The sequence below is a fragment of the Leucobacter sp. cx-42 genome (assembly GCF_014529985.1).
Lineage (GTDB): Bacteria > Actinomycetota > Actinomycetes > Actinomycetales > Microbacteriaceae > Leucobacter.
Map to the genome: position 1 here is coordinate 122,965 of NZ_JACVMU010000008.1, position 15,287 is coordinate 138,251.

Sequence of the window (15,287 nt, forward strand, 5' to 3'; positions counted from 1 at the left end):
GCGCCTGGGTTTCCCTAGGCGCTGTCCGAGCGGATGACGAGATTCGAACTCGCGACCCTCACCTTGGCAAGGTGATGCGCTACCAGCTGCGCTACATCCGCATGTCATTCAAGTTGCTGTTTCCGGCGCCTTGCGACTCAATAACTATGCCGCACATCACCCCACTCTGCCTAATTGGCGCTGGGTTTCGGCGCGTCGCCCTATGGCTGCAGCGTACGGTTGCGGCTGATCGTTCTTGATCCGCCAATCACCTCTGGTCGCGCAAAATCTCGCGTTATGCTCGCCGGTATTCCGCGGTAATTGGGCACTCGAACGGGTCGCGTGCGGCGAGGCCTACGCGGTTCAGGTACTCAATGACAATCGCATATGAGCGGATCAGTGAGGTCTCGGTGTATGGGACGTTGAGGGTCGCGCAGTGCTCTCGGACGATGAGACGCGCCTTCGCGAGGTGAGGTCGCGCCATGCTGGGGAACAGGTGATGTTCCACCTGGTAATTCAGCCCGCCCATGAGGATCGTCGCCCACCAGCCGCCGCGAATGTTGCGCGAGGTGCGTACCTGCTTGGAGAAGAAGTCGAGCTTCGCATCGTGCGCGATGATCGGCATGCCTTTGTGGTTGGGGGCAAAGGAAGCGCCCATAAGGAGGCCGAATACGGCAAGCTGCACGCCAAGGAAAGCGAATGCCATTCCGAGTGGCAAGAACCAGAACAGGGGAACAAGGAACAGCGTGAATCGTGCGGCAATGATGCTGAGCTCTGTCCAGCGCCCGCGCACCTGACCCTTGCTCATGAGGTGACGCAGACTGTGTAGGTGCAGGTTGATTCCCTCCAAAGTGAGTAGAGGGAAGAAGAACCAGCCTTGACGTTGAGTGATTGCGCGACGGAGCCCGGTGGCTGAGACGGCATCTTCCTCAATGAAGGAGATGGTGTCGACTTCAATGTCAGGGTCTTTACCGACGCGGTTCGGGTTGGAGTGATGGCGGGTGTGCTTCGAGTCCCACCAGGAATAGCTGAGACCGATTGAGCCGGCGAGAATGCGCGCTAGCCGGTCGTTCGCTGGCCCCAGTCGGAGAATCTGACGATGCGCTGCTTCGTGAGTAAGGAAGGCGATCTGAGTGAAGATGATTCCCAAGCCGGCTGCGATCAGTAACTGGAACCAACTGGTGCCGAGAAGAATGAACCCGGTGACGGCGCCACCCAGTGCGACGAGAATCGCGCCTGCGACAAGAGCATAGAACCAGTATGCGCGGCGCAGGAGTCCCGCGTCGCGTACCGTTTGTGACACCTGCGTGTAAGCGCGCGCAATTGGCGGGAAATCGCCGCTGTTCGCGCGCGTGGGTCGATACATCTCGCGAGCACTTGGGGTTGGCTGAGTATGGGTAGCCGTCATTGGCGACACCTGCTTCCGTGGCGGATCGAACCGAGGTGATCCTGGTAAAGCTACTGGCAGATGCCGCTCGCTGAGGCTCAACCTACTATGCAAAGCATGCAGGAAGCTGCATGCTTGATCTATCAGGGAGAAGGCTTCAGGGGTCGCGGCGAAATAGGCGGATCGAGCCAGACGGTGAAGCTGACTTGAAGAAAAATGACAGGTCGTGTAAGAGAAGCCCTTGAGCGTGCGGTAAGATAGTGGGCACTTCAGCTTTTCTTTAATGACCGTCCAGTGAGGCGGAGAAGGGAGGCTCGATTATGGGTACGCGAATTGTGCTTGAAAGTGCTGATATTTCGCGGGCGCTGACTCGAATCTCGCACGAAATCGTCGAGGCCAACAAGGGTGTTTCCGGTCTTGTGCTTGTAGGCATTCCTACGCGCGGCAGCATTCTGGCGCAGCGTATTGCTGCCATCATTTCGCGCATTTCCGGTGTTGAGATTCCCACCGCGACGCTCGATGTGACGATGTATCGCGATGATTTGGCCGGCAAGCCCACCTTGTCGCCGCAATCAAGCGAGATGCCAATTGACGGCATTGACGGTGCAACGGTCGTTCTGGTGGATGACGTGCTCTTTTCTGGTCGAACCGTACGTGCGGCGCTCGATGCGCTCAACGACTATGGCCGTCCACGAGCAGTTCGATTGGCGACCTTGATCGACCGCGGTCACCGAGAACTCCCGATTCGTGCTGATTTCATCGGAAAGAACCTTCCGAGCGCCAAGCAAGAACGTATTTCAGTGCGACTCACAGAGCATGACGGCGTTGACGAGGTTGCCATCTCTGCAGGCGACACACGCCCTCTCGCATGAACCGCATGCGAGGAACCAAGATTTTCGGCTCTGGAACTTCAGAGACGAAGCACTCAACCATTTGTAAAGACCAGACCCAGGAGGACGCGTGAACACGAACACGATTGAAGTGACTGTACCCCCATCGAGCGTCGTACCAATCGGTGCTGCGGTGCTGGTGCTTGAAGATGGCTCGCGTTTCCCTGGCCGCGCATATGGCGCAACGGGTGAGACCCTCGGCGAAGTTGTCTTCGCAACGGGCATGACCGGCTACCAGGAGACGCTCACTGACCCGTCGTACGCGGGTCAGATCGTCGTGATGACAGCCCCCCACATCGGGAACACCGGCGCAAACGACACCGACATGGAGTCGGACAAGATCTGGGTTTCAGGCTTCGTGGTGCGAGATCGCGCTCGACGCGTCTCGAACTTCCGCGCAACTCGCTCACTCGATGAAGACCTGGTAAACGATGGCATCGTCGGTATCGCTGGTGTCGATACCCGTGCAATCACCCGAATCCTGCGCGACGCTGGAGCGATGCGCGGTGGTGTTTTCTCAGGTGAAGCGCTTGAACTCAGCGAAGACGAGCAGCTGGAACGCGTAAAGAATCAGGCGTCGATGGCCGGCCGCAATCTATCGGTTGAGGTCTCCACGAAGGAGCGTTACTCGGTTCCCGCTGCTGCGGGGACCGACCGGGTCGGTACCATTGCGGTCCTTGATCTTGGGGTGAAGCGCGCCACCGTGAACTATCTCTCGGAGCACGGCTTCGACGTCGAGGTGCTTCCCGCAGCGACGACTGCAGAAGATGTTCAGGCCCTTTCGCCTGACGCGCTGTTCTTCTCGAACGGTCCCGGCGATCCCGCCGCAAGCGATGGCCAGGTAGCAATGCTGCGCACCATGCTGCAGCAGGGCATTCCGTACTTCGGCATCTGCTTCGGCAATCAGCTGCTTGGTCGTGCACTCGGACTGCAGACCTACAAGCTGCCGTTCGGCCACCGTGGCATCAACCAGCCGGTGCTCGATAAGCGGACTGGCCGCGTCGAAATCACTGCCCAGAACCATGGGTTCGCCGTTGACGCGCCCATTGATGGTGAATTCGATTCACCCGCGGGCTTTGGCCGCGTGCAGGTGAGCCACTACAGCTTGAACGATCACGTTGTTGAGGGCCTTGAGTGCCTCGACATTCCTGCATTCTCGGTGCAGTACCACCCGGAGGCGGCGGCTGGCCCGCATGACGCCTTCTACCTCTTCGATCGCTTCCGCACACTGGTGAAGGATCGCGCAGTCAGCACTACTACTTCGGGGGACGACAACTAATGCCCAAGCGTCAAGACATTAACTCAGTTCTCGTCATTGGCTCCGGCCCGATCGTTATCGGTCAGGCGTGCGAGTTTGACTACTCGGGCACCCAGGCATGCCGCGTGCTTCGTGAGGAGGGCGTTCGCGTAATCCTCGTGAACTCGAACCCCGCGACGATCATGACCGACCCTGACTTCGCTGATGCGACCTACGTTGAGCCGATCACCTCTGAGGTCATCGAGTCGATCATCATCAAGGAAAAGCCTGATGCGATCTTGCCGACGCTCGGTGGCCAGACCGCACTGAACGCGGCAATGGAACTGCACGAGCAGGGCATTCTCGAGAAGTACAACGTTGAGCTCATCGGTGCGAAGCCCGAGGCTATTAAGCGAGGCGAAGATCGCCAGATCTTCAAGGATCTCGTCCTCGAGTGTGGTGCTGACGTTGCACGTTCGCACATCGCGCACACCGTGGAAGAAGCCAAGGAGTTCGCGAAGGACCTCGGCTACCCGCTTGTCGTCCGTCCCTCGTTCACCATGGGTGGCCTCGGTTCGGGCTTCGCGTACACCGAAGAAGAACTCGTACGCATCGTGCGCGACGGCCTGCACTACAGCACGACCACCGAGGTGCTCCTCGAAGAGTCGATCCTCGGCTGGAAAGAGTATGAGCTTGAGCTCATGCGCGACAACGCAGACAACTCGGTCGTTATCTGCTCGATTGAGAACGTGGACGCTGTCGGTGTACACACGGGCGACTCGATCACCGTCGCGCCGGCCCTGACGCTGACTGACCGCGAATACCAGAAGCTGCGTGACATTTCGATCGACATCATCCGCTCGGTTGGCGTTGACACCGGTGGTTGCAACATTCAGTTCGCGATCGACCCGAAGACTGGCCGTATCATCGTGATCGAGATGAACCCCCGTGTATCGCGTTCGTCGGCACTCGCATCGAAGGCGACCGGCTTCCCGATCGCGAAGATCGCTGCGAAGCTCGCGCTTGGTTACCGCCTCGATGAGATTCCGAATGACATCACGCAGAAGACTCCTGCGAGCTTCGAGCCTTCGATCGACTACGTTGTGGTGAAGACTCCGCGCTTCGCGTTCGAGAAGTTCCCCGCTGCTGATGACACTCTCACCACGACCATGAAGTCGGTCGGCGAGGCAATGGCAATCGGCCGAAACTTTACGACGGCACTGCAGAAGTCGCTCCGTTCACTCGAGAAGCGTGGCTCCTCGTTCCACTGGGGCGAGAACGATCGCACGGTCGAAGATTTGCTCGAGACCATGAAGCGTCCGACCGACGGTCGTATCATCGACATCCAGCAGGCGCTCCGCAAGGGTGCGACGATTGAGCAGGTATACGCTGCTACCTCGATCGATCCTTGGTTCCTCGACCAGATCGTCCTCATCAATGAGGTCGCTGAGATGGTGCAGCAGGCTGAGAAGCTCAGCCCTGAGGTGCTGCTTGAAGCGAAGGAGCACGGTTTCTCGGACGTGCAGATCGCGCAGCTGCGCGGATCGAGCGAGTCTGAGGTTCGCGGCCTCCGCCACGGCCTTGGCCTGCGCCCCGTATTCAAGACCGTCGATACCTGTGCTGGCGAGTTCCCTGCGCTCACGCCGTATCACTACTCCTCGTACGACTTCGAAACCGAGGTCACCCCTTCGGATCGCAAGAAGGTCGTCATCCTTGGCTCGGGTCCGAACCGTATCGGTCAGGGTGTCGAATTCGACTACTCGTGCGTACATGCGTCGTTCGCGCTGGCTGAGGCCGGCTACGAGACGATCATGATCAACTGCAACCCTGAGACCGTTTCGACGGACTACGACACCTCTGATCGCCTGTACTTCGAGCCGCTCACCCTTGAAGATGTGCTCGAGGTTATCCACGCGGAGCAGGCAGCGGGCGAACTCGTTGGCGTCGTCGTGCAGCTCGGTGGCCAGACCGCTCTCGGTCTCGCGCAGCCGCTGAAGGATGCTGGCATCCCGATTCTCGGCACCACCCCTGAGGCGATTGACCTCGCCGAAGAGCGTGGCGCATTTGCTGAGATCCTCGATCAGGCTGGAATTCTGGCACCGCGCAACGGCACTGCTATCGACGAAGAAGGCGCGATCCGCGTCGCAGAAGAAATCGGTTACCCGGTTCTCGTTCGCCCGTCGTTCGTGCTTGGCGGCCGCGGCATGGAGATTGTGTACGACACCGAGTCGCTGCACGGCTACTTCGAGCGCATCGAAGGCCATGCGCTGGTCGGCCCCGGCCACCCGCTTCTGATCGATCGTTTCCTTGATGACGCGATCGAGATCGATGTCGATGCCCTGTACGACGGTGAGCAGATGTACGTTGGCGGCATCATGGAGCACATCGAGGAGGCCGGAGTTCACTCGGGCGACTCGAGCTGCACCCTGCCTCCCATCACACTTGGCCATGCGGAGATCGCGAAGGTCCGTGAGGCAACCCGCGGCATCGCCGAAGGTATTGGCGTCCGTGGCTTGCTGAACGTGCAGTTCGCAATTGCACAGGGTGTGCTGTACGTGCTCGAGGCAAACCCCCGCGCATCGCGTACGGTTCCCTTCGTGTCGAAGGCCCTCGGTATCCCGCTGGCAAAGGCAGCGTCACGCGTCATGGCTGGCGAGTCCATTGCTGACCTGATCGCTGCCGGGCTCCTTCCCGAACGTGACGGATCGCGCGTCGCAATCGACGCCCCCGTCGCGGTGAAGGAAGCAGTGATGCCCTTCAAGCGCTTCCACACGAAGGACGGCAAGGTCGTTGACGCGTTGCTCGGCCCGGAGATGCGTTCGACTGGCGAGGTTATGGGTATGGACCTTGACTTCCCGACTGCGTTCGCCAAGAGCCAGGCTGCCGCAGGAAGCGCGCTGCCGACCAGCGGCACGGTCTTCCTTTCGGTGGCGGATCGCGACAAGCGCGCAGTGGTACTTCCCGCGTTGCGCCTGCAAGAGCTGGGATACAAGATCCTCGCAACTCAGGGCACCCAGGTTGTGCTGGCGCGTAACGGCATTACCTCGACGACCGTTGCGAAGCACTCGGCTCGCAATAAGGGTGAGTCGATCGTGGATCTCATCAACAGCGAAAAGGTAGACCTGATCGTCAACACGCCTGCTGGCGGATCGGCGCGTGCGGACGGCTATGAAATCCGTGCCGCTGCGGTCGCCGCTGGCGTCCCGATCTTCACGACGATGTCGGAGCTCTCGGCTACCGTCGGTGCGCTCTCGGCTGCGGCGATCACGTTCAACCTGAAGTCGCTCCAGGAGTACCAGGCGGATCGTGATGCGGTTATCGCCAAGGCGTAACTGAATCTGAACAGGTGCCCTGCCCGTGACTCGTGAGTCCACGGGCAGGGCACCTGTCTTTTTCGGTTGCTCCAACGCGGGCCTGGGGTGTTGCTGGATGAATTGAGCAACGATGATGGTTCGCGGGTAGGGGCAGGAATGCCTGGTGCGAGATGAGTGTCAGCCCTATGCCTCACTTAGAAGTGCCCTCTGTCAACCATGGGGAAAGCTATGTCGGTGCTGGTATTGGCAGTCATGCGCCCAGGAGAAACATTGTTCGTGTTGGTGTGAAACGTAGCGCGTCCCAACGGGCGCGTCTCGGAATTGTTGCGGCCCTTCGATGGTGCTGGGACTGTTTTCCGCTGGAGTTCAGCAAAGCTCGGCGCAGGCGGCGTTCGTGCCGCAGATCAGGGCATCCGCAGCAATGGGCTGCTCGGATTCAGGAGCGCAAGTCAAAATAAACCTGCTGTTTGTCTACGACAACCACACACTGAAGACGCAGCGTGTGGGGCAGAAAAAGGGCGAAGGTCTGGATTGGTCTCCGCTTCTTCAGCCTCCCTGAGGGATACCCTCCTTCCCGCTATTCTCAGTGGGATTTCAGTGCCGTGGGCTTCTACTCGAACGGCATCTTTGAAGCGGTGATCCCCGTGACACCTGCGGAGTACCAAGCCGACGTTTCGTTCATCTTTGAGGGAAGCGAAATTGGCCGGCAAATATTCTTCTCGGTTCTTGCGGGCGACGTTATTTCTGAGGACCAGGTCAGTGTTCCGGCTGGGTTGGATACCAGTCCTTCTCCAAATTCGGAGCACGGTTCGTTGATCACCGAGGCTGACCTGGAAATCCCTGCCGGCTACAAGATTGCGGCTCCAATCGCGACGCACGAGGTGACGGGCGATGCTGAACTCACGGTTGAGCTAGTTCGTCAGACTCATGCGGTGAAGGTGAATTTCACTGAGAACGGCGTTGCTGTTGGGAGTCAGATGCTTTCGGGTTTGACGCGTGATGCGGAGATTTCTGCGCTCGATCTGGTCGTCCCTTCCGGGTGCAAGATCGTGAGTAGCTTTGCTGATTACGTTGTCGTTGGTGACGCTGAGATATCGGTTGCGGTTGCGAAGCCTGTGACTGATCCTGATGGGGTAGCGAATCCCGATGGGGGAGAAGGCTCTGACGGCACTATTGATCCTGATCCTGATACTGTCACCAAGTCAGACGTGAAGCCGACCACGGGCCCGACGAGCACGCAACGCGTAAGTTCGAAAGCCTCCGAAGCCAGCAGGGTGGCTACTTCTTGATTGAAGTACCCACCCTGCTGGCTTTCTTGCTTTCAGTTCCTTGTGTGTCAGCAGTGAGCGCAAATAGACTTCACCAAAGATCCACTGGTTGTTGAGTGGTGAGAACGAGTCACTGATGACGAGCGTTGTGTGCGCCTCAGGAGGAAATATGTCGATTGCGAGTGTTACACGCACAGCATTGAAATCAAAACGTGCCGCCGCAATGGCAATCTTGGCAGTGGCCCTGGGCGCCTATGCGGCGGGCAGTCCAGCGCTCGCTGCGCAGGCCGCAGTACCGAGCATCCAGGTGGAGCCTCGAGTTGAGGGTTTGGAGTCCTGCGGAAGCGTTTCGGCCGACATTGTTATCCAGCTCAACTACGTGCACGGTAGCGAACTGAAGAAGGTGGAGTGTATTGGTGCGTCCAAAGGTGGCTACATAGACCTCTCCGAGTTCGTAAGTCCGCCTGAGGGCTACGTGGTCGCCCCGGAATGGGACTGGTACTTCAATGTTGATTGGGATAGCTACGGGCTATACGAGACCGGCATTCCAATTGAGCGAGAGCAGTTTGACGTCGACATCTCGTACGTCCACTCCGGGAACGAGATCGACCGTCAGATTTTCAGTGCCCTGTTAGCGGGAGACGAAATTGCCGAGGCTCAACTCGCCGTTCCTGCTGGCTATGAACTCAAGACTCCGTTTACGACTCACGTGGTGAGCGGAAGTGAGACTCTTGCGGTTGAGCTTGTGCGTGCCCAATACGAAGTGACTGTCGTGTATACGGAGAATGGCAATCCGGTGGAGGAGCAGGTCTTCTCTGATCGTGAGCTTGACTCGATTATTACGACAGGCGAGCTGTCCGTCCCTGTTGGGTACAGGCTTGTGGCTGAATTCAATGATTACACCGTCGCTGGCGACGCGCGTCTGGAAGTGCCGATCGCGAAAGATTCCGACGGCCAAGAGGTGACGCCGGAACCAGAGGTTGACCCCGAGACGACCCCGACCGTAGACCCTGAGGCTGAATTGCACACCGGCGCCGACTCGAACAAGGATGCTGTGTCGCCAGCTGCAGCGAACCAACTTGCCGTGACAGGTGAGGGAAACATGTCTCAGTTCATCGCGCTCGGAACTGCGTTCACCGTAGTGGGAATCGGCGGGGTTCTCCTGGCGCGAGTTCGGCGTATGCGAAATTCGTAGTCCTGAGGAAGTGGCTGCACGCAGATTAAGCCCCAGGAAGCGCACGTAACGCAAGAGGCCCCCGGGTAACCGGGGGCCTCTTTGTGGTGGGCGATACTGGGATCGAACCAGTGACCCCTTCCGTGTGAATGAAAAACAGTAGAAATAGTGATACGTAACCATGCGTAGCTACGTGTTGTCTGATCGGGCTTTTTTCAACCTTCTAGATCACGGCGCGTAGTGGGGGATTGTCGCTCAATATCGATTTCTGCGCCCCGTTTGCGCCCCGCAGTGACGCGAGGATCGCATCGTGTCGAGCTGGCGCGAGGTGCGCGTAGATCTGCGTCGTTGACAACGAGGCGTGCCCAAGGAGCTCCGCGATTCGCTCGAGCGGCTGCCCGCCCTGAATGAGCCACGATGCATAAGTGTGCCGAAGGTCATGAAGCGTGACACCGAGCTTATCCAGCTTCGCTTCTTCTAGTGCTGGCGCCAGTACCCGCTTGGTGAAGTTTCTGCGATCGACAGGCATTCCGGTGTGCGTTGTGAAGACGAGACTGGATTTGCACTTGCCGTCGCGATGCTTGACCCCGCACCCGGTCGCGGTGGTCGGTCGCTCTAGATCGTCCAGTAGGAAGTCAAAGATTGGCACGAACCTCTGTCGGCGGCCTTTCGGGTATGGCTTGATCTCCGAGCCGTCGTACACGTCAGCAACGGTAGCGAGCATGCGAGTTTCGTCTACGTTGTGCCAGTGGAGCCCGGCCGCTTCACCGAACCTCATGCCGGTGTAAGCGAGCCACGTCACGAGCGCAGCATCCTCCGTGTGGTCAATGGCGTCCACGAGGGCTTTGAACTGCGCTTGGGTGAGGAACACCTCTTTGCCCTGCGGGTTCGGCGGCAATTTTACGCTCATTGCAGGGTTCGAGTCGATCAGGTTTGCATCCACTGCAGAGCTTAGCGAGGACACGAAGACGTTCAGCACGCGCCGCACCGAAGCTGGCTGGAGGGCTTTCAACGCCTTCTCCTTGCCCACTGGTTTCTGGGCAACGAGCAACGTGGATGCCCACGCCTGCACATCGTGCTTGCTGATGTCCACAAGTCGCACATCTCGCCACGTCGGGGCGATGCGCTTCTGGATCATCGAGTCCTCTGACGCGAGTGTGGTGTTCTCGGCAACCCGTGTGAGCCACCACTGTTCACACCATTCGCCCCAGGTGATCTCTGCATTGGTTGGCTCTGCCGCCTTGGGTTCTATGGCGCTGTATTCGGCTTTGCTTGCAGCCTCCATTGCGTCACGCTTGAGCTTGAATGTGCCCGCCGAACGGGACTCTCCGGCAGCATTTCGGTACTTTCCCTGCCACTTGCCAGAGGGTCGCTTAACAGCCCATGCCATCGTTCTTTTCCCATTCCCTTGCGCGCCTGGCTAGTTCATTGGCGAGAGTGGTTGAGCTGAAGTCTTCCAGTGAAGTGCTCAGGCTGATGCCGCTGGAATTGAATATTTCATCCATTTGTTGGCGTGTGAGGTAGCCGGCCGCCACGAATCCAACGATTGGGTTTTCGCCAAAGTAGTCGCAAAGAGCCGCAACGTGTCCAGGGTTTGGAGCCTGTCCGCTGCGCCATCGACTGATGGTTGATGGCGCTACGTCGATAGCGGCGGCAATCTGCGAATCCTTCAAGCCATCACTGATCTGGTCAACGTAGCTGTTCCAAGTTATGCGATTAATCATGTGACTATCGTACATTGCGATTCCGCAAACGCAACCCGATTTCGCGATGGATTGCGGAGTTGGGTGGTCGTAGTTACTTGGTAAATTCATTTTCGGAAAAGAGTTGCAAGTGCGGAATAACTTTAGATAGTGTTTCGGTATCGCAAGTAGATTGCGTGTACGGAATTACGGAAGGAGTGGCAGATTGACGTCAGAAAAGAAGCCACGAAAACTCACTACGCAAGAGGTCGCAGACGAGTACCGCAGTCACATCATCACGGTGCGAATCAGTCTCAACGCGGGAAAGCTCCACGGCAAGCAGCGCACCAAAGGTGGCAACTGGCTAATCGAAGAGGGCTGCGCAGAGGCGTGGGCAGGTGGGGAGCTCTGCGAGCACAAGAAGTCAGAGGCAGAGGAAGCACGCGACAAGATCCAGCTCGTGCGAGCGAGCTAACTCCGCCGGTAAAGCAAAAAGCCCGTAGCGGTAACTACGGGCTAGAACATCTAGATAGGACTCAAAATGTCTGAGATCAACGATAACAGCAAAATCAAGACAGCGGCCGAGAAGACCGTAGAGATGATCCGAAGCATCGCTAACGAAGAGATCGATAAAGCTGAGGAGGCGCGGCGCACAGCCTTTGATAATGCGATCAAAGAGATTGAGTCCGCCCGCAGCGGTACTCGAAGTGAGTCTTCAAGCACCGCTGCAACGAAGCAAGATCTAGCGGCTCAGGAGCCCAATCTCACGAATGGTTTCAAGCCCATTGTCCTCGGCGACCAGCTCAATTGCCTCCCAAAGCTTCTCGATCTGGTTTTCTGGGGTGGCTTCAGCTCGCAGCTTCTTGACCGAATCAATGATGTTCGTCATTCTTCTCCTGTCGTAGCGGAGTCAGAGGCGGTCACCTCTGATGCTCCTGCCATGACCGTACAGGAGAACACCGGTGCGGGGGCAGTGTCTCCTTCTGCCCCCGCACAACCTCGATTCGTGGCGGTCGGAGGGTACGTGTACGACCGCGAACTGGATCGCACTTTGGTCACAACTGACAGCGGTCTTTTCCCCGCCCTTGTTATTGCGCGGCTTAACGCTGGCCACCTTGATGCCAACACTCTTCTTTGGGAGGAAGCAAAGTGAACGCGGTGGATGTTTTCTCAGAAAAGCTGGATGACCTCAAGATCATCACGCTCACTGACGGTGAGGTGTGGTCGGCTCGCGACCTGATGCCGTTCGCCGGCTACAAGGCGTGGCAGGACTGGTCGCGGGCGATTAACCGCGCAATTATCTCGGTGAACGCTAGCGGTCTTGACGCTGCGGAACATTTTAGGGGAGCGCCTAAAACGTCTCCGATGCCGAACGGCGGGACGAAGCAGATCGAAGACGTCGAGCTCACCCGCTACGGCTGCTACATCTTGTTCCAGAACGCGGACGGATCGAAGCAGGAAGTCGCGGCGGCGCAGCAGTATTTCGCGGTGAAGACCCGTCAGGCGGAAGTTTCGCAGCGGGAGACCCCCTCTGGCGCGGAATTGATCGCTCTCGCGGTACTCGAAGCGCAGGCGATGCTTACGGCGAAGGATCAGCAGATCGCGGAGCTTGAACCAAAAGCGGCGCAGGCAGACACGTTCCGTCAGGCAGACGGGCTGCGCACGATCGGTGACCTAGCAAACGACCTCAAAGTGCATGCGGCATCAAACCATGCTGGCGTGAAGATTCTCCGTGATGACGTTTTCGACCTCGCTGGCATCGTCGGACTCATCATTCGCGGCAACACTGTTCGCAAGAATCAGCCAACATCTCGAGCGATTGAGGCTGGCTGGGTGAAGCCGAAGGACACAACCGTTGACACGCACAATCACGGCTCGTTCGTGAAGGTGTCAGCTCGGCTCACGCCACGTGGTTATGGCCGTCTTTGGGATGCGGCGGGCACAAACCTCAAGAAGTACGGGAGTGTGCTGATGCCGAAGGAAGACGCAGATCTCGTTGCTCAGGCGGTGACGGCATGAATTACCTGCCGCTCGTGATCGTTTTCTTACTGCCTTTCGGCTTCACCGTCACTTTCTTGTGGTTGACGGAACGCAATCGCGTGCGCGACTTCAACAATTCCAGCCAGTGCGCTGCCGAGCCCGAAGAGGGCAATTACCAAGACCGTGAGGCCAAAGCTGGTGAATCCGCCGATCGCGTAGAACGCGAGAACAGACACAGAAACCACCGGAATGACAGCTCTCATCACAAACCAGGTGACGGCGCTACCTCGATTGGCAAGCCTGTAGGGGGTTGATGAGGCTCCAATGGTTGATGCAATCACTGCGGTGATGATGAGCATCGCGAGGAACTCTGCGGAATCGGTCGAGAACTGCATATTCCTGATTCTATGGGCGGCTGCGTGTAGCTAGCCGGCCTTCTCTTCCAGGGGATCGCCCTTGGGTGTGCTGCTGCATACCCAAAACAGGGCTTTGCGCGGGTAACTGCGTCTAGTCCACGAATGGCCTAAACAGCCGCTCTATCGCTGCGAGAGCCCCTTTCACCGGGTGTTCCATGACCAGCATCGAGAGCTCAATCGAATAGCAGATAACCGGCATACGGGGTTGCGTCAGGGTTCGTGTCCTGGCGCGTGAGGCGTTGTGTGTGGGGAGCGGGTTGCGGCGCCAGGAATGGCGTTTGTGGCTCGCATGTAGGGGTTTTCGAACCCTAGCCGCGTGGATAGTTGACGCGCGTGTTCTACCCCGTGGTGGGGATAAAAACTTTGGCCGTCTTTGTGCGGCTATGGCGTGCGTAGTGCTGCGCGGTGCCTGGGATTCCCGGCCGCGCACCAGGTGCTAAATCCTGGCCGCCAACGACCATTCTGAGTCACCAACGAAGGGAGCCGTCATGGCTACTGCAGTAAAGAAGGCACGTCGCGCGAGCGGCATTAAGTTCACCAAGCCCACGAAGGTTGGCACTCCGCTGGCTGAGCGCCACGAATTTCGCGAAACGGTCATCAAGCCAGACGGGTTGCGTGGAGCTCGCGGCAAAGTGGCGCGTTCGGAGAAGAAGCTCAAGCGCGTCCGCGAGGCGTGGGGCGTAACCGCCTAAACGATTTTCCAGATCTAGAGAAAGAAACGAGAAACCAGATGACTGTCTTTGTATTTGCATGCATCTTCGCCGCGCTCGCCGTAGCCGCGCTGCTGGGTGGCGCGATTGTCGCCCATCGTCCTGAGGAGACGCGAACTCGCTACAACGGTGAGGTTGAGGTCTTGCGCGAAAAGGGCGAGGGCAAAGGGTGGTGGCGCCTGAGCGCTGCTGCACTGCTCGTGATCGCGCTGGGGTTCGGGTTCGCCTCGATGTCGTACACGAACGACGAAGGCCAGGCGAAGGTGCTGCGTTCCTGGACTGGTGAAGTTCAGGGGGAAGTCACAAAGCCGGGCTTTGGTCTGAAGGCGCCCTGGCAGTCTGCTCTGACGTACGACATCCGCAATCAGCAGGTCATCTTCGCAAGCTCAAAGGGCGAACCAACGAAAGACGCGAATGGCCCGCAGATCACCATCCAAGACAAGGAAGGTGTGAGCGCGAACATCGACATCTCGGTGCGCTACTCGATCAAGCCTGACGCGGTCGTCGACGTGTACAAGCGTTACGGCACTCAGGAGAACTTCATCAGCAAGTTTATCGAGAACGACATCCGTGCAGGCGTTCGTACAGTCCCCGCGGGGTACGGCACCATCCAGCTGCTCAATGGCCGCGCCGAGGTCGAGCAGAAGATCACCGAATACCTCGACGAGCGCTGGGCAAAGCGCGGCGTTCAGGTAGAGACGGTCTCGCTACAGGAGATCCGATACCCGAAGGACGTGCAGCAGCGCTTCGCCGAGGCACAGAACGCCCGCACCGAGGTTGAGAAGGCAAACGCCGAACTCGAAGCAAACAAGGTCAAGGCCGAATCAAACCGCGTTCTTGCTGAGTCGCTGACCGAGACCAACCTCGAGCAGCTGAAGTACGAGACGCTCCGCGAGATCGGCAAGGGCGGCAACTTGGTGATCGTTCCCGAGGACTTCTCGGGCATGGTCAACCTGCCAGCAAACAAATAGCGCTCGCCGCCGGTGTAGCGCCAAGTCATTAGCTCACCCAGAAGAAAGAGAGCCGCTCATGGCACAGAACGAGACGCGATTCCTTATCGCGCAGGACGGCGGCAAACCGTCAGAGCCGCAGCTGGACGCACAGCGAGAGATCCGCCAGTTGATCGCAGAGGCCGGCGCGCGGCTGGAAGACCTCACTGAACCGTCGCGGGAGCAGTCGCTCGCGCTGACAAAGCTCGAGGAAGCCCTCATGTGGGCTGGTCGCGCGATCTTCAAGCCGTAACGCACGGT

Annotated in this window: 15 protein-coding genes and 1 tRNA gene; 11 read left to right on the forward strand and 5 right to left on the reverse strand. The window is 58.5% G+C overall.

The annotated features are described in order from the left end of the window. Positions 1 to 28 precede the first annotated feature (28 nt). Positions 29 to 101, reverse strand: a tRNA-Gly gene (locus ICM05_RS09630). Between the two features lie 173 nt (positions 102 to 274). Beyond that, positions 275 to 1,345 (reverse strand): fatty acid desaturase, encoded by a 1,071-nt coding sequence (locus ICM05_RS09635; protein WP_370566781.1) that lies wholly within the window; start codon positions 1,343 to 1,345, stop codon positions 275 to 277. Positions 1,346 to 1,686: 341 nt separating this feature from the next. Here ICM05_RS09635 and pyrR point away from each other — a divergent pair, with 341 nt between their 5' ends. The 5 genes from pyrR (at position 1,687) to ICM05_RS09660 (ending at position 9,270) form a co-directional block, all read left to right on the forward strand. Beyond that, on the forward strand, positions 1,687 to 2,238 hold the full coding sequence (gene pyrR, locus ICM05_RS09640) for a bifunctional pyr operon transcriptional regulator/uracil phosphoribosyltransferase PyrR (protein ID WP_188024369.1): 552 nt from the start codon (positions 1,687 to 1,689) through the stop codon (positions 2,236 to 2,238). Between the two features lie 109 nt (positions 2,239 to 2,347). Further along, positions 2,348 to 3,535, forward strand: a complete 1,188-nt coding sequence (gene carA, locus ICM05_RS09645; protein WP_353055876.1) for a glutamine-hydrolyzing carbamoyl-phosphate synthase small subunit — start codon at positions 2,348 to 2,350, stop codon at positions 3,533 to 3,535. Beyond that, on the forward strand, positions 3,535 to 6,825 hold the full coding sequence (gene carB / locus ICM05_RS09650; protein ID WP_188024371.1) for a carbamoyl-phosphate synthase large subunit: 3,291 nt from the start codon (positions 3,535 to 3,537) through the stop codon (positions 6,823 to 6,825). The genes carA and carB overlap by 1 nt, the downstream gene beginning before the upstream one ends. A 584-nt stretch (positions 6,826 to 7,409) precedes the next feature. Further along, entirely contained in the window at positions 7,410 to 8,096 is a 687-nt protein-coding gene (locus ICM05_RS09655) for a hypothetical protein (protein ID WP_188024372.1), read from the forward strand. A 178-nt stretch (positions 8,097 to 8,274) separates the two neighbouring features. Next, the gene (locus ICM05_RS09660) at positions 8,275 to 9,270 is read left to right on the forward strand and encodes a hypothetical protein (RefSeq protein ID WP_188024373.1); all 996 of its coding nucleotides are present in this window, start codon (positions 8,275 to 8,277) and stop codon (positions 9,268 to 9,270) included. A gap of 202 nt (positions 9,271 to 9,472) precedes the next feature. On the opposite strand, the gene ICM05_RS09665 is transcribed toward ICM05_RS09660, so the two are convergent. Both ICM05_RS09665 and ICM05_RS09670 read right to left on the reverse strand, forming a co-directional pair. After that, a complete protein-coding gene (locus ICM05_RS09665) occupies positions 9,473 to 10,639 on the reverse strand; it encodes a tyrosine-type recombinase/integrase (protein ID WP_188024374.1) in 1,167 nt (388 codons plus the stop codon). Next, entirely contained in the window at positions 10,623 to 10,973 is a 351-nt protein-coding gene (locus tag ICM05_RS09670; protein WP_188024375.1) for a helix-turn-helix transcriptional regulator, read from the reverse strand. Before ICM05_RS09670 ends, ICM05_RS09665 begins: the two co-directional genes overlap by 17 nt. A gap of 184 nt (positions 10,974 to 11,157) precedes the next feature. Here ICM05_RS09670 and ICM05_RS09675 point away from each other — a divergent pair, with 184 nt between their 5' ends. From ICM05_RS09675 to ICM05_RS12985, 3 genes are all read left to right on the forward strand, one after another. Then, the gene (locus tag ICM05_RS09675; RefSeq protein WP_188024376.1) at positions 11,158 to 11,406 is read left to right on the forward strand and encodes a hypothetical protein; all 249 of its coding nucleotides are present in this window, start codon (positions 11,158 to 11,160) and stop codon (positions 11,404 to 11,406) included. Positions 11,407 to 11,472: 66 nt separating this feature from the next. Further along, on the forward strand, positions 11,473 to 12,084 hold the full coding sequence (locus ICM05_RS09680) for a hypothetical protein (protein WP_188024377.1): 612 nt from the start codon (positions 11,473 to 11,475) through the stop codon (positions 12,082 to 12,084). 5 nt (positions 12,085 to 12,089) lie between these two features. Further along, the gene (locus ICM05_RS12985; protein WP_188024378.1) at positions 12,090 to 12,950 is read left to right on the forward strand and encodes a phage antirepressor KilAC domain-containing protein; all 861 of its coding nucleotides are present in this window, start codon (positions 12,090 to 12,092) and stop codon (positions 12,948 to 12,950) included. 26 nt (positions 12,951 to 12,976) lie between these two features. On the opposite strand, the gene ICM05_RS09690 is transcribed toward ICM05_RS12985, so the two are convergent. Then, complete coding sequence (locus ICM05_RS09690) at positions 12,977 to 13,306, reverse strand: hypothetical protein (RefSeq protein WP_188024379.1); 330 nt, start codon at positions 13,304 to 13,306, stop codon at positions 12,977 to 12,979. Positions 13,307 to 13,815: 509 nt separating this feature from the next. Here ICM05_RS09690 and ICM05_RS09695 point away from each other — a divergent pair. From ICM05_RS09695 to ICM05_RS09705, 3 genes are read left to right on the forward strand one after another with little or no spacing between them, the layout of a single operon-like run. Further along, the gene (locus ICM05_RS09695) at positions 13,816 to 14,019 is read left to right on the forward strand and encodes a hypothetical protein (protein WP_188024380.1); all 204 of its coding nucleotides are present in this window, start codon (positions 13,816 to 13,818) and stop codon (positions 14,017 to 14,019) included. A gap of 38 nt (positions 14,020 to 14,057) precedes the next feature. After that, positions 14,058 to 15,008 (forward strand): prohibitin family protein, encoded by a 951-nt coding sequence (locus ICM05_RS09700; protein WP_188024381.1) that lies wholly within the window; start codon positions 14,058 to 14,060, stop codon positions 15,006 to 15,008. Positions 15,009 to 15,066: 58 nt separating this feature from the next. Then, entirely contained in the window at positions 15,067 to 15,279 is a 213-nt protein-coding gene (locus tag ICM05_RS09705) for a hypothetical protein (protein WP_188024382.1), read from the forward strand. Positions 15,280 to 15,287 lie beyond the last annotated feature (8 nt).